11 protein-coding genes are annotated in these 13,924 nt (G+C 71.4%); 6 read left to right on the plus strand and 5 right to left on the minus strand.

Going from position 1 to position 13,924, the window contains the following annotated elements; genetic code table 11:
• Positions 1-349: 349 nt before the first annotated feature.
• Positions 350-496, plus strand: a complete 147-nt coding sequence (locus ACSMTC_RS01125) for a hypothetical protein (RefSeq protein WP_436557712.1) — start codon at positions 350-352, stop codon at positions 494-496.
• A gap of 218 nt (positions 497-714) precedes the next feature.
• Positions 715-1,770, plus strand: a complete 1,056-nt coding sequence (locus ACSMTC_RS01130; RefSeq protein ID WP_436557713.1) for an alpha/beta fold hydrolase — start codon at positions 715-717, stop codon at positions 1,768-1,770.
• Positions 1,771-1,852: 82 nt separating this feature from the next.
• Here ACSMTC_RS01130 and ACSMTC_RS01135 read toward each other — a convergent pair whose 3' ends face one another.
• The gene (locus ACSMTC_RS01135) at positions 1,853-3,037 is read right to left on the minus strand and encodes a thiolase family protein (protein ID WP_436557714.1); all 1,185 of its coding nucleotides are present in this window, start codon (positions 3,035-3,037) and stop codon (positions 1,853-1,855) included.
• 268 nt (positions 3,038-3,305) lie between these two features.
• Here ACSMTC_RS01135 and ACSMTC_RS01140 point away from each other — a divergent pair, with 268 nt between their 5' ends.
• Positions 3,306-3,764, plus strand: coding sequence for a winged helix-turn-helix transcriptional regulator (locus ACSMTC_RS01140; protein ID WP_436557715.1), 459 nt, complete (start codon positions 3,306-3,308; stop codon positions 3,762-3,764).
• Positions 3,765-3,799: 35 nt separating this feature from the next.
• Here ACSMTC_RS01140 and ACSMTC_RS01145 read toward each other — a convergent pair whose 3' ends face one another.
• Together ACSMTC_RS01145 and ACSMTC_RS01150 are read right to left on the minus strand one after the other, a co-directional pair.
• Complete coding sequence (locus ACSMTC_RS01145; protein ID WP_436557716.1) at positions 3,800-4,579, minus strand: enoyl-CoA hydratase-related protein; 780 nt, start codon at positions 4,577-4,579, stop codon at positions 3,800-3,802.
• 101 nt (positions 4,580-4,680) lie between these two features.
• Positions 4,681-5,541, minus strand: a complete 861-nt coding sequence (locus tag ACSMTC_RS01150; RefSeq protein WP_436557717.1) for an SCO6745 family protein — start codon at positions 5,539-5,541, stop codon at positions 4,681-4,683.
• Positions 5,542-5,691: 150 nt separating this feature from the next.
• Here ACSMTC_RS01150 and ACSMTC_RS01155 point away from each other — a divergent pair, with 150 nt between their 5' ends.
• Positions 5,692-7,122, plus strand: a complete 1,431-nt coding sequence (locus ACSMTC_RS01155; protein ID WP_436557718.1) for an aminotransferase-like domain-containing protein — start codon at positions 5,692-5,694, stop codon at positions 7,120-7,122.
• A gap of 93 nt (positions 7,123-7,215) precedes the next feature.
• Here ACSMTC_RS01155 and ACSMTC_RS01160 read toward each other — a convergent pair whose 3' ends face one another.
• Complete coding sequence (locus ACSMTC_RS01160) at positions 7,216-8,784, minus strand: MBL fold metallo-hydrolase (RefSeq protein WP_436557719.1); 1,569 nt, start codon at positions 8,782-8,784, stop codon at positions 7,216-7,218.
• A 96-nt stretch (positions 8,785-8,880) separates the two neighbouring features.
• Between ACSMTC_RS01160 and ACSMTC_RS01165 the strand changes: the two genes are divergently transcribed.
• Positions 8,881-9,525, plus strand: a complete 645-nt coding sequence (locus tag ACSMTC_RS01165; protein ID WP_436557720.1) for a TetR/AcrR family transcriptional regulator — start codon at positions 8,881-8,883, stop codon at positions 9,523-9,525.
• 233 nt (positions 9,526-9,758) lie between these two features.
• Here ACSMTC_RS01165 and ACSMTC_RS01170 read toward each other — a convergent pair whose 3' ends face one another.
• On the minus strand, positions 9,759-10,151 hold the full coding sequence (locus ACSMTC_RS01170; RefSeq protein WP_436557721.1) for an aggregation-promoting factor C-terminal-like domain-containing protein: 393 nt from the start codon (positions 10,149-10,151) through the stop codon (positions 9,759-9,761).
• Between the two features lie 1,306 nt (positions 10,152-11,457).
• Here ACSMTC_RS01170 and ACSMTC_RS01175 point away from each other — a divergent pair.
• On the plus strand, positions 11,458-13,785 hold the full coding sequence (locus ACSMTC_RS01175; protein WP_436557722.1) for a GH92 family glycosyl hydrolase: 2,328 nt from the start codon (positions 11,458-11,460) through the stop codon (positions 13,783-13,785).
• The last annotated feature ends 139 nt before the right edge of the window (positions 13,786-13,924 follow it).

Genomic DNA, 13,924 nt, shown 5'->3' on the forward strand with positions numbered 1-13,924 from the left:
TCAACTCCCTTGCACCACCGTCCAGTCCCGCCGCCTCCTCGCCGAACGTCCGCCTGTGGATCAGCCCTGTGGGCCGGAGAAGCGCCGGCCTGGATCCTCAAGCGGTGGAAGACCTGGAGCGACCGGAACGCGGACTTCAGCGCCGGCTGGCCGGTCGACGACATCCTCACCTTCGCCACCATCTACTGGGTCAACCAGGCCATCGGCTCCTCGATCCGCGCGTACGAGAACGCGAGCCTCTACCCGCCGAAGCCCGTCAACGACCTGGAGCCCTACGTCCAGGCCCCGGCCGGACTCACGTTCCTGCTGAGCGACTCCTCCCCCCGGTGCGCAGACACCCGAGGAACGCGTGGAGATCTCCAAAGCCGGCGGCGGACGGTTCTACGCGGACATCCGCGATGTGAACGTCCATGAGAAGGGCGGCCACTTCGGCCCGTACGAGAACCCCGAGGCGTGGATCCACGACCTCCGCCGGACCTTCCGCATGCTGCGCTGATCCCCTGCCGGGCCACACCGCCGACGGTCCCGCGCACGGTGGCGCACCAGCGTGCACCACGGCCATGTCCAACTCGCCGCGTCGCGGCGCGAGTTCTTGCCGTACGGGAAGGAAAGCGAAACCCGGAACCGTGAACTCTCCGTCCGGCCCACCCGTTGATCACGCTGTTCCCGCCACAGCCCCACACGACCGGCAAACCACACGACGGAGGAATGAACATGATCGACAGGCGCGGCTTCAACAAGGCCATCGGGGTGGGCATGGGCGCGACCGCGCTGTCACTGACCAGCCTCCGGACGGACGCGAACGCCTCGGCCGCACCCCGGGGCGACACCGCGCCCGCGCCGGCCGTCACTCCCGGGGCCCACACCGAATTCACCACGCTGAAGCAGGTCCGCGCCGGACTGCTCGACGTCGGCTACGCCGAGGCGGGTCCCGCCCACGGCCCCGTCGTCATCTGCCTGCACGGCTGGCCCTACGACATCCACAGCTACGTCGACGTCGCCCCGCTCCTCGCCGCGCAGGGCTACCGCGTCATCGTCCCCTACCTCCGCGGGCACGGCACCACCCGGTTCCTCTCCTCCCGCACCTTCCGCAACGCCCAGCAGTCCGCCATCGCCCTGGACATCATCGCCCTCATGGACGCCCTCAAGATCCACCAGGCCGTCCTGGCCGGCTTCGACTGGGGCTCGCGCACCGCCGACATCATCGCCGCCCTGTGGCCCGAGCGCGTCAAGGCGCTCGTCTCCGTCAGCGGATACCTCATCACCGACGTCGAGGCACAGGCACGTCCTCTGCCGCCCGCCGCCGAACACACCTGGTGGTACGAGTTCTACTTCGCCACCGAGCGCGGCCGGCTCGCCATGGAGGACCCCGCCCACCGCCCCGGACTGTGCCGCCTGGTCTGGGAACTCGTCTCCCCCACCTGGAAGTTCGACGACGCCACGTTCGAACGCACCGCCACCGCCTTCGAGAACCCCGACTACTCCGCCATCGTCATCCACAACTACCGCTGGCGCCTCGGACTCGCCGCCGGCGAGCGCCGCTACGACACCTACGAGAAGAGGCTCGCCGCCCGCCCCCTCATCCACGTCCCCACCGTCACCCTCGACCCCGCCCTCGACCCCTTCACCGCCCCCGGCGACGGCAGCGGCTACCGCCAGTACTTCACCGGTCCCTACCTCCACCGCACCCTCGGCGATGTCGGCCACAACCTCCCCCAGGAGGCACCCGTCGCCTTCGCCCAGGCCGTCGTCGACGCGGACCACCTCTGAACCCAGCCCGCCGGGCCGCCGTTGACCGTCGCGCGGATCCATGACGCGCGAGCACGTCGCCGTAGCGGCCCGGCGGCGGGGCTCACCGCAGCGCCTCCAGGACGGTGGCGTTGGCGAGGCCGCCGGCCTCGCACATCGTCTGCAGGGCGTAGCGGGCGCCGCGCTGCCGCATGGCGTGGACGAGGGTGGTCATCAGGCGGGTGCCGCTGGCGCCGAGGGGGTGGCCGAGGGCGATGGCGCCGCCGTTGACGTTGACCTTCGCCGGGTCGGCGCCGGTCTCCTGGAGCCAGGCGAGGACCACACTGGCGAAGGCCTCGTTGACCTCGAACAGGTCGATGTCGTCCAGCCGGAGCCCGGCGCGGCGCAGCACTCTTTCGGTGGCCGGGATGACGCCGGTGAGCATGAGGATCGGGTCGGTTCCGGTGACGGCGAAGCTGTGCAGGCGGGCCAGGGGCCGCAGGCCGAGGCGGGCGGCCGTCTCGCCGCTGGTGATGAGGACGGCGGAGGAGCCGTCGTTGACGGGGCTGCTGTTACCGGCCGTGACGGACCAGTCGATCTGCGGGAAGCGCTCGGCGAAGGCCGCGTCGGCGAAGGCGGGCCGGAGCTGGGCGAGGATCTCGGGTGTGGTGTCGGGGCGCACCGACTGGTCCATGGCGACGACGCCGGCGGCCGTCTCGACGGGGGCGAGTTCGGCGGCGAACAGGCCGTCGGCGTGCGCCTTGGCCGCCTTCCGGTGGGAGGCGGCGGCGAAGGCGTCCAGCTGTCCGCGGGTGAGGGACCACTTGGCCGCGATGAGTTCGGCGCTGATGCCCTGCGGGACCAGGCCGTCGGGGTACCGGGCGGCGACGGACGGCCCGAAGGGGTCCGCCCCGGCCGGGACGTTGGACCACATGGGTACGCGGCTCATGGACTCCACTCCGCACGCCACCACCACGTCGTACGCCCCGGAGATCACTCCCTGGGCGGCGAAGTGGACGGCCTGCTGCGAGGACCCGCACTGCCGGTCCACGGTGGTCGCCGGGACGGATTCCGGGAATCCGGCCGCCAGCCAGGCGTAGCGGGTGGTGTTCATCGCCTGCTCCCCGACCTGGTCGACACAGCCCCCGATCACGTCGTCGACGAGCGCGGGGTCGATCCCGCTTCGCTCCACGAGGGCGCGCAGGCTGTGGGCGAGCAGTTCGACGGGGTGGACGTCGGCCAGGGCGCCGCCCGGCCTCCCCCTGCCGATCGGAGTCCGGACGGCTTCCACGATGACGGCGTCGCGCACGGCGACCGCCTCCTTTCAACAGGTGTTGTGCGGGCGGGACTTGAGGACTCGTCCGGCGCTCCCCGCATCGGCTTCCGACCGGCCGTCGCGCGTGTGCGGGTCAGACATGTGCCCGGAACCGGTTCACCTCCGGCGTGCACACCGCACTTCTCGTCGGCGGCATCGCCGCGGCGTGTTCGCACCCACCTCCCACAGTAAGTTGGGAAAGTGAACCCACGATAGGACGATGAGTTGGAAAAGCAAACCCACCTGCCCTACCGTGGGTGCCATGACCGCTCCCGCGACACCGCGCCCCTGCTCCATCGCCGACGCGCTCGGCGTCGTCGGCGAGAAGTACTCCCTCCTGGTTCTGCGCGAGGTCTTCTTCGACGTGCACCGGTTCGACGCCATCGCCCGCAACACCGCCGCGCCACGCGACGTCCTCACCGCACGGCTGCGCCGCCTGGTCGACGCGGGAGTCCTGGAGAAGGTCCGCTACAACGAGCGCCCGCCGCGGTACGAGTACCGCCTGACCCCGGCCGGCGAGGAACTGCGCCCGGTCCTGCTGATGCTGCTGCGCTGGGGCGATCGCCACCTGAAGGACGTTCCGCCGACCGTCTTCGAGCACTCCTGCGGCGCGGACCTCGACCCGGTCGCCGTCTGCCGCGCCTGCGGCGAGGAGGTCCGCGGCCGGTCCCTCACCCCACGCTTCCAGGTCCCCGGCTGGACCGCCGCAGGGCCCTCCTGAGCAAGGAGACCGCACGGCGACCCGGCCGGATCGGTTCAGTGACGGCTGAGGAACCTGGCGAGGCCGTCGGTGACGCCCGGGGTGGGGACGGTGCTGGCGAACCAGGCGGCTTCGACCGCGAGGCCCTCGTCGATGGGGAGGTTGATGCCCCGGGTGACGGCGTTCAGGCAGGCGGTGACGGCTGAGGCCGGGTGGCGGATGATGCGCTCGGCCAGCGCCGCCGCCTCGTCGAGCAGCCGGGCGGCGGGGACCACGCGGTTGACCAGGCCGAGTTCGGCAGCGCGGGCCGCGTCGATCGGATCCCCGGTGAGGATCAGCTCCAGACCGAGCTTGCGGCCGACATGGCGGGGCAGGCGCTGCGAGCCGCCGAAGGGCGGCGGGAAGCCGAGGGTGATCTCGGGCTTGGCGAAGGTGGCGTGCTCGGCGGCGAGCGCCAGCGGCGCGGCCTCGGTGATCTCACAGCCTCCGCCGTAGGCAAGGCCGTTGACGGCGACGATCACCGGCTTGGGGAAGGTCTCGATCCGGCGGGTCAGCCCCTGGCCGCGCGCGACGATCTCGCGCAGCGCCCGCTCGGTCCCGCCGGCGATGGAGACCGCGAGGGAGGGGATGTCTGCGCCCGCGCTGAAGGCGCGCTCTCCGGCGCCGGTGAGGATGACGGCGCGCAGCGTGTCGTCCTCCTCCACCTCGTACAGCGCCGCGAGCAGGGCGTCGATGGTCGGGTAGTCCAGGGCGTTGAGCTTGTGCGGACGGTCGATGGTGAGGGTGGCGACGGCGCCGTCCCGGGTACGGCGGACGGTCGGCAGGGCGGTGGTCACGGGTGGAAGGCTCCGATCGGGGTCGAGAGTGAGGGCGCTTGCGGTGGGGTTCGAGGGGAGACGCGTGTGTGTTCTCCTGCGGTCGGTGAAGGGGAGATGGCTCAGGGCCGGGGTGCGCCGATCGGGTTGGGTACCGGGACGACACCGGTGTCGACGAGGTGGCGGCTGAGCGGAGCGGCCAGGCGGATGGCCTCCTCCACTCCGGTGGTGCCGAGCAGGGTGACCGGATCACCGGCCAGCCGGTCGGTGGCGTGCTCGATCTCCCGCCGCAGCGTGCCGCCGCCACGGGTCAGCCGGGAATCCCGGTCGAGCAGCCCCCGGCCGGTCAGACGGCGGCGGGCCTGCTCCCACTCGGTGTCCGACCAGCCCCGGCTGGTCTGCAGCAGCTCCCGGGAGAGCCGGCCGGTCGCGACGTGGGTGAGGGTGGCCTCCAGCCCGGTCAACCCGGCGTGAGCCACCGCGATGACGTGGCCGTCGCCGCGGTGCTCGCGCAGCACCGTGGCGGCCAGCCAGAGCCGTCCGACCAGGTCGCCGGGGCGCGGCACGGCGGACCAGGCGGCGGCCAGCGTCCGGCCCTCGTAGCCGCAACCCTCGACCGCACGCTCCAGCAGCGCCACCAGACGCTCCAGGTCGGCACGGCCGGTGGGCGGCAGCGAACGCTCCAGGGCGGCCCGCACCGCGCTCAGCCGGACGTCCAGCACCTTCTCGGGAGTGGCGTACGCCCAGGCGTCGGGCAGCGCCCGGGCCACCCTGGCGGGTGCGAAGGCGAAGCACAGGGCGTTCGCCGCCGGCGCGCGCAGCGGGCCGACCGGGGCGATGCGGCCCGCGAAGTAGCCCATCCAGAAGCCGACGAGCCCGATCGCCCGGGACGCCTCGGCCGGCTCGGGCGCGAAGTACGCCACCGCGTGGATCGGCTCGATCGCCTCCCACAGTCGCCTGGCCAGCGTGGGACTGGGTTCCACGATGCCCTCCTGTTCCCGACGGATGTCCTGACGGATGTCCCGACGGCTCTCCCGGCGGATGTCCCGACGGCCGGGCCGCAGGAACCTCGGCTGCCGTCATCGATCAGCCTGCTCGTTGTCCGGGCTCCGGGACAGTGCCAATATGGCGGAATGGACCAGGATCTGGGGTGGTGGGTGCGGATCGCCCTGGACGGCTGGCGAGAGCAGCCCGGCCCGCACTACCGACGCCTCGCCACGATGCTCGCCGAGGCGGTCGAACGCGGACGGGTGGACGCCGAGGACCGCCTGCCCGCCGAACGCGTACTCGCGGACGCCCTGGGCGTGAGCCGGGGCACGGTCGTACGCGGCTACGAGGAACTGGCCCAGGCCGGGCTCGTCGAACGCAGGCAGGGCGCCGGCACCTTCGTCCGCCCCAGGCCCAGCTGGACATGGACCTCGCGCGAGACCCCGGGTGCCGCGACGCTCCAGCGCCGAACGGCCGATGACGACGACACCATCGACCTCTCCCTGTCGGTCCCCGCCGGAACCGGCCATCTGCCGCCCGTCGAGACCTCACTCCAGGCCGCGGACCTCGACGGACACGGACTGCACCCGGCCGGACTGCCCGAGCTGCGCACCGCCCTCGCCGACCACCTCACCCACCGCCTTCGCCTGCCCACCACGCCCGAGCAGCTGATCGTCACCTCAGGCGCCCAGCAGGCGCTCTCCCTGGTCGCCGAGGCACTCATCTCCCCGCAGCGCCCGGTGATCACCGGCTGTCCGACCTACCCGGGGCTCGTCGGCACCGTGGCCGCACGTCAGGGGCGACTGGTACCGGCCCCCGTGGACGCGCTCGGTCTCCAGGTACCCGCCGTCGCCCGGGCCGCCGCCCGGCTGCACGCTCCGCTGATCTACCTGGACCCGGCCGCCCACAACCCCACCGGCGCGATCCTCGGCACCGCCCGCCGCGCTGAACTCCTCCACGTGGCGAGGCGTCACGATGCCGTGGTGGTGGAGGACCTCGCCCAAGCCGGGCTCGGCCTCCACCCCGAACAGCCGCCACACCTCCCCCTGGCCGCCGACGACGACTCCGTCATCGCCCTGGGCTCCCTGTCGAAGACGTTCTGGGCCGGACTGCGCATCGGCTGGCTGCGCGCCCCGGGACCGCTGCACGGCTACCTGCTACGGCTGCGCACCGCCCACGACCTGGCCCCCGGCGTGCCCGCCCAACTCCTCGCCACCCGCCTGCTGCACGCCGCCGACACCGCCTGGCACGAGGAGCTGCGCCGAGCCCTGCGCGAGCGGCGGGATCTGCTGATCACTCTGCTCGAACAGCAGCTGCCCGCCTGGCAGGCGCATGTGCCGCAGGCCGGGCCCTCGCTCTGGGTGACGCTGCCGGTGGCCGACAGCGACTCCTTCGCCCACCTGGCCGCCCGCTACGGCGTGCTCGTCTCCCCCGGTGCCACGGCCTGCGTCGACGGCCGCCACCGCGACGGCCTGCGGCTGTCCTTCGCCGAATCGCCGCACACCCTGCAGTCGGCCGTCGACCGGCTCACCGCCGCCTGGGAGGAACACGCCCGCCAACTGGCCGCCAGCCGTTAGCTCATGACCTCGCCGTCACGGCGGGCGCCGCACCGCCGGGGGTACTGACGGCACCGGGCGGCCGTGGCGGACGTCCGTGTTCCGGGCGACGCCTCAGGCGCGGACCGCGTTCGCCTCGTCGGCACCGTCGGCCGCGTCGGGCTTCCCCGCTCCCACGGCTTCGGCTTCGGCGAGCCAGCCGTCGAGCGGGACCCGGCAGGAGTTGAGGATGCCGGCGACCAGCACGTAGGTGCCGACCAGAGCGAGCAGTTCCAGCAGCTGCGGCGTGGAGTGACGTGTGGTCAGCTCCTGCCAGGTCGCCGGGGACAGCGTGTGCACCTCGCACAGCTCGTCGACGGCCCGCAGCAGCACACGGTCGGCCTCGTTCCAGTCAGGGTGGTCCGGCCCGTCCGGGACGCGGGTGATCTCGTCTTCGGTGAGCCCTGCGACAGCGGCGAGGCGGACGTGGTGGCGCCACTCGTACGTCGAGCCGGTTCGGTGGGCGGTCCTGAGGATCGTCAGTTCCCTCTCGCGGGGCGGGATCAGCCCCTGGTTGAGCCGGGTGAGCAGGGGAACCAGGGCGACCAGCAGGTCGGGGTGGTGGCCGATGGTCGCCAGGACGTTGAGCACCGGACGGCCGGCCAGCGGCCCGGCTCCTTCGTCGAAGAGCTGCGCCGCCGGGCCTTCCAGGCGTCCGGCCAGGGCGGCGATCTCGGCCGCGGGCCGCGGCGCTATGCGGGGAGTCGGGTCGGCGGGACGCGGTGCGGTGTACTGGTCGAGACGGCCCAGCAGTTCCGCCTCGGTGGGAGTGCCGTCGCGGTTGAGCTCGCGGTAGACGGCGCCGATGTTGAGCAGCAGACGTTCCGGGTCGACCCAGTCGGCGATGCCGTCCAGGTCCATCTCCCGGGCGGCCCGCAGTACGGGTACGCCCGCCTGGTGCGCGCGGACGGCGTGGTCGCGGACCCGCTCCAGGTAGTCGCGGAAAGTGCGGACCCCGGTCTTGCCGACGACCGGGCCGTGCCCGGGCACGATCTTCTCCACATCCAGGCCGAGGATGAGGTCGCAGGCGGCGATCCAGCTCTCCACCGGACCGCTGTGGATCACTGGGTGGCAGCCGGCGAACAGGATGTCCCCGGCGAACAGCACGGCCGCGTCCGGCACATGGACCAGCACGTCCCCGTCGGTGTGGGCCGGACCGACCTCGATCAGGCGGACGGTGCGTCCGCCCACCGTGACCTCCAGTTCGCCGTTGAAGGTCCGGGTCGGCGGGGTCGGGGTGATGCCGGTGAAGTCGAAGGTCCCTCGCATGCGCTGGGCGACCCGGGGAAGCGGGGTCTCGCCCGGCGAGGCGAGCAGTTCGTGCAGGCGGTCGCGGCGCATGGCGGCCCCGGCGGCCTCGGAGGCCACGATCACGGCATCCGGGAGCAGTTGGTTGCCCCACCAGTGGTCGCCGTCACTGTGACTGTTGACCAGGGTGCCGATGGAGAGCCGGGGCAGGGCCCGGGTGATGGCCGCGAGCATGGCATGGGTCTGCGGGACGGTGAACAGGGTGTCGACGAGCAGGCCTTCGCCGCCGGAGACGATCAGTCCGGCGTTGCTGTAGCCCCAGGAGCCGTTGGGCTGCAGGTAGGCGTAGGTGTCCGGAGCGATCTCGTGCAGACCGAGTGTGTAGGGGACGTCCATCGTTGGATCTCCTCACTGGGTGTACTGGGCGCACCTGGTGTACTTGAGTACCAATAAGTACTTCAATCCAATAATGGATTCAAGTACACTTATGGCATGAGATCGACAGCACCGCAGGGACCGGGCCAGTCGCAGGACCGAACGGACCGGCGCGGACAGCGCCGCAGCGCGACCCGGGAGCGGCTGCTGACCGCCGCGTTGGACCTGTTCGCCACCCAGGGGTACGCGGCCACCACGTACGACCACATCGCCGAGCGCGCCGACACGGGGCGCCAGACGGCGTTCAACCACTTCCGCCGCAAGGAGGACTTCGTGACCGCCTGGGTGCAGCGGCGGCACGAGGTACTGGACAGGGAGGACGCGTCCAACGGCGGATCCTCCGTCGAGGCACTGGCGGACGAGCTGCGCGTACTCGCGGAACTCAACGAGCGGGACTATGCGCTGGCCAAGGAGCTGCACGACAGCGGGGTGCTGCACACCGCGTTCGCCGTCGGCGCCGAAACGCCCCGCTCGATCCTCGCCGCCGTCATCCGCGGCCGGCAGAGCGGCGAGATCCGCCGCGATCTCGACCCCGAAACCATCGCAGACCTGGTCTTCGACGGCTATGTGACCGCCCTGAGCCGCTGGCTTCGCGCAGATGGAGCCTTCCCGCTCGCCGAGGCCCTGCTCGAAAGACTCGACATCCTCGCCACCGGCTTCGCGGCCCACCAGCCCGCCTCCGACCGTCGTGAATCGAGCTGACGACCGCCAGCAGGATCCGGATGCGGCCGTGATCCTGATGCCGGACACCCGTCAGCGCCTCCGGCTCGGTGCCGTCCCGATGCTCACCATCGGCCGGTCCGGCAACCGGCCGGCGATGCGTGCACCGGCCGTGCGCACCTGGCCACTCCCGGGCGGACAGGCAGGCCGAAAGGGGCCCGGTGCGTGTGCACCGGGCCCCTTTCGGGTGAGGCTGTGGGGAGCCGTGGGTCGGCTTAGTACCAGTGGTGGGCGGCCCAGAAGGACCAGGCGGCGTTCGGGCTGCCGTAGCGCTCACACATGTACTTGTAGGCCCACTTGATCTGGGTGGTCGGGTTGGTCTTCCAGTCCGCACCCTCGGAGGCCATCTTGGAGGCCGGCAGAGCCTGGCCCAGACCGTAGGAACCGCTGCTCGGGTTGGTCGCGGTGACGCTCCAACCGCTCTCGTGCGAAATGATGTTGCTGAAGGAGGCCAGCTGGTCCGCCGGGACGATGCTCGCGGCGATCTGCTGCGGGGTGGCAGCGGACGCGGCGGTCGGGGCGACCACGGCACCGATGGTGGCCACACAGGCGGCACCGGCGAACAGGGCAGCGGACTTACGCAGACGAGCGGTGAACGAAGCAGACAAGAGCGGTCCTAACTCAGGGGACAGGAATACACACCCGCACAACCCCCGAATCAGGGGGATGGTGCACCCGGTGTGGCCCGGCACCTGGATCGTTTGGTTCAGACGGACTGAATCCGCGTGATCCGAGCCGGTCGGCCACGAGCCGGGCGAGAAGCCCGATGCGTCGTGGCGACTGAAGCCATTGTTAGCGGGCCGGGCCGCGCTCTCCAAGGCCCCGGAAACGCCCCGTCCACGACGCGGCGTCGTAGCACCACCACCGACCGCCGCCCACAGGCCACACCCGCCTACCCCCCAACCCGCCCCCCAAACCCCACCCCCGAACTCTCTCCCGAACACCGTGATCACGGCCCTGAGCTGCGCCGATGCCGCACCGGTCGACCGGCGGGGCGTCGGGTGCCCCCGAGGCGGTGACCCCGGCCGGCAGGGCGCCGCGCAGCCGGTGGGCGCGGGCGACTATGCCCGGTAGTGGACCCCTGGCCGGCTGTGGCCACCGTCACGGGCGATCTAAACCTATTCGCCGCATTTCATCCGTTTTGGGCACTCGTGGAACCCGAAAGACCCCCGGCAAAAGGTGACCCAGGCCACCGGAAAGCGAGTGACCCGGGTCACGAACAATGCTGTGGCGCAGACCACAAATAGCCATCCATGTGACGCGGGACATAGAAAGCTCCGCCCGAGAACCGCCCCGGCGGCGTCGACCGTGAGCACGATGCGGAGGCGCTGGCGCTGCTTGAGCACTCCGATACACCCTGGCCCTCCCGACGACGGGGGCCGCGCGGTGGTGGTGTCACCCGGCAGGCGCGGGGGTCAGGCAGCCGGTCGAGCTGGGGTTCTTGAGGTCGAACAGCACGACGACCAAGGCGGCGAGCACGATGACCTCATCCGCCAGGAGCACCCCGGCACCTCAGCCGCAGACCGGTCGGCCACGCCCACCGGCACCCGTCCCACATCGCGGAGCCGATCCGACAGCATGCCCGCAGCCGCCCGCCCCCTCGCCCCGGCTGCGGTCCGCCACGCCCTCGAGCGCCTGTTGGAAATTGTTGACTATTGGTCAATTCGCGTTCATATTGAGCTGTATTCGACCTGAATCCCCCGCTCTCTCCTCCGTCCCGGAGACCACCCATGGGTCGCAGATGCACGTCTCCGACGTGTCGCACCGCCTTGAGCGCAGCCCTTCTGTCCGGGGGAGACCGGGTGAGGGCCTCATCACCCGGCGGTGGCTCTGAGCCGCTGTGACTGCTGTGACCGCTGTCGAACACGGCGACGCCGTCGCCCTTCTCCCCCTCCCCACCCTCTGGAGAGCTCCGTGTCTGTCATCGTGGGCCCCGGCGCGTTCAGGGCGCCTGGTCCGTTGCCGAGAGCGGCGCGACCCGCACTGCGCGGCCGGGCGACCGTGGGCCTTCTCGCCCTGCTCGCCGTACTGATCCCCCCGCTCGCCACCACGGGCCCGGCGGCTGCGACCGCGCGGAGCACCTCCGCGCAGTCGAACGTGAACCTGGTCAACCCGTTCATCGGAACCACGGGCAGTAGCGCCACCGAGTACGGCGGCATGCTGCCGAGCACGGCGCCGCCCTTCGCGATGACCCGGTGGTCGCCGATGACACGGGACAACCGCGTCGGGCGGCTGCCGTACCACCTCGGCGACCCGAAGATCACGGGCTTCATCGGCACCCACCAGCCCGCGATCTGGATGGGCGACTCCGGCTACGTGGTCGGCATGCCGGGGATCGGTCCCGTCAAGACCGCCGAGGCGGACCGCGGCCTGCCGTACAGCCACAGCGACGAGACCTCCGCGCCCGACAGGTACACGGTGGACATGCACCCCGCGCCGGGCCGGACCCTGCGCGCCGAGCTCACCGCCACCTCCCGGGTCGGTGTCCTGCGAGTGACCTACCCGCGGAACACGGCGACCAACTTCGTGATGCAGGCGACGCGCTCCGGGATCGCCGGGAACGTGCACATCGACCCCGCCAGGCGGGAGATCAGCGGCTACAACCCCAACCGCCAGGACAGCGACCTCGGACCGTTCAAAGCGCCTGGTTTCAAGGGGTACTTCGTCGCACGCTTCGACACCGCCTTCGCCGGCTACGGCACCGCCGGCGGCGCCACCCAGTACGACGGCCAGGCCGACCGCACCGACCAGAACGTCTCCGGCTACGTGCGGTTCCCGGCCGGCACGGTGACCGTCACCGTGCGGATCGCCACCTCGTTCATCTCCGTGGACCAGGCGCGCGCCAACCTCGACGAGGAGGTGCCGGACAAGCAGGGCTTCGGCACCACCGCAGCCAGGACCAGGGCTGCCTGGGCCGACAAGCTCGACCGGGTCCACATCCAGGGGGCGACGGCCGACCAGCTCGCCATCTTCTACACCGCGATGTTCCACGCCCTGCAGTACCCGTCCGAGATGTCCGAGCACGGGCGCTACTACAGCGCCTACGACGACAGGGTGCACAACGGCGTCAGCTACACCGGCTACTCGCTGTGGGACACCTTCCGCGCCGAGAACGCCTTCCTGACCCTGTTCGCCCCCGAACGCATCGACGACATGGTCACCTCCATGCTGCAGGACTACCGGCAGGGCGGCTGGCTGCCGTTGTGGAAGAACATCACCGAGACCAACATCATGGAGGGCACCAACGCCGACTCGGTCATCGCCGAGGACATCGTCAAGGGCTTCCACGGCTTCGACCTCGCCCTCGCCTACCGGGCCGTGCGCAAGGACGCGATGACACCCCCGGACGACGACACCACCCTGTGGTACGGCGACCGGCAACAGGGCACTCCCGTCGAGGCCCGGGCGGGCCTGACCACCTATCTGGAGAACGGCTGGGTCGCCGCCGACCACACCGCCGAGGCGGGGTCGCGCACCTTGGACTTCTCCTACGAGGACTGGGCCGTCGCGCAGGTCGCCAAGGCCACCGGCCACACCGCCGACGCCGCGTACTTCCTGAACCGCAGCGCGAACTACAAGAACCTGTACAACGCCGCGACCGGTTTCATGCAGGCCCGCAACCTCGACGGCTCCTGGGCCGACGGCGCCTGGACCGAGGGCGACCGGTGGATCTACACCAACGACGTGCTGCACGACGTCCCCGGCCTGATCGCCCTCAAGGGCGGTGACGCCTCCTACAGCGCCTGGCTCGACAGCTACTTCGCCGGCGGCCACAACGACCAGACGAACGAGCCCAGCCACCACGTCCCCTATCTGTACGACTACGCCGGCCGCCCGTGGCGGACCCAGCAGCTGGTCCGGCAGATCGCCGACGCCAACTACCACAACGCCCCTGACGGCCTCTCCGGCAACGAGGACTGCGGCCAGATGTCGGCCTGGTACCTGTTCTCCGCGATGGGCTTCTACCCGGTGAACCCGGCCTCCGGCCAGTACGTCGTGGGCAGCCCCTTCTTCGACAAGGTGACCCTCGACCTCCCCCGTGCGAGGCGCCCGCTGGTCATCTCGTCCCCGAACGCGCCGTCCAGCCCGTACGTCCAGGCACTCAGCGTGAACGGCAGGAGCATCACCAAGCCCTTCCTGAGCCAGAGGGACCTGACGGGCGGCGGCGAGCTCGCCTTCACCATGAACACCGCGCCGCAGGCCTGGAGCGCCACCACGACCCCGCCCCCGACGTCCGGGTGATCGGGTCTGCCGCCGGCGGTCCCGGGTTCGAGCCTGCCATCGAGGGGCCGGCGGTGTCGGTGGAACCCGCGGACCGGCGCGCGGGTCGTGCGGGCAGTGCGTGCCGCTGGCGTTCGGAGTCGGTGGCGAACGGGCGCCC

This window comes from Kitasatospora sp. HPM-01-4, from assembly GCF_051374625.1.
GTDB lineage: Bacteria > Actinomycetota > Actinomycetes > Streptomycetales > Streptomycetaceae > Kitasatospora.

Bases quoted from the DNA above. Each gene is read 5' to 3' on its own strand.
- ACSMTC_RS01165 (WP_436557720.1), top strand. From the start codon at position 8,881: ATGAGATCGACAGCACCGCAGGGACCGGGCCAGTCGCAGGACCGAACG.
- ACSMTC_RS01155 (WP_436557718.1), top strand. From the start codon at position 5,692: ATGGACCAGGATCTGGGGTGGTGGGTGCGGATCGCCCTGGACGGCTGG.
- ACSMTC_RS01130 (WP_436557713.1), top strand. From the start codon at position 715: ATGATCGACAGGCGCGGCTTCAACAAGGCCATCGGGGTGGGCATGGGC.
- ACSMTC_RS01140 (WP_436557715.1), top strand. From the start codon at position 3,306: ATGACCGCTCCCGCGACACCGCGCCCCTGCTCCATCGCCGACGCGCTC.
- ACSMTC_RS01160 (WP_436557719.1), bottom strand. From the start codon at position 8,784: ATGGACGTCCCCTACACACTCGGTCTGCACGAGATCGCTCCGGACACC.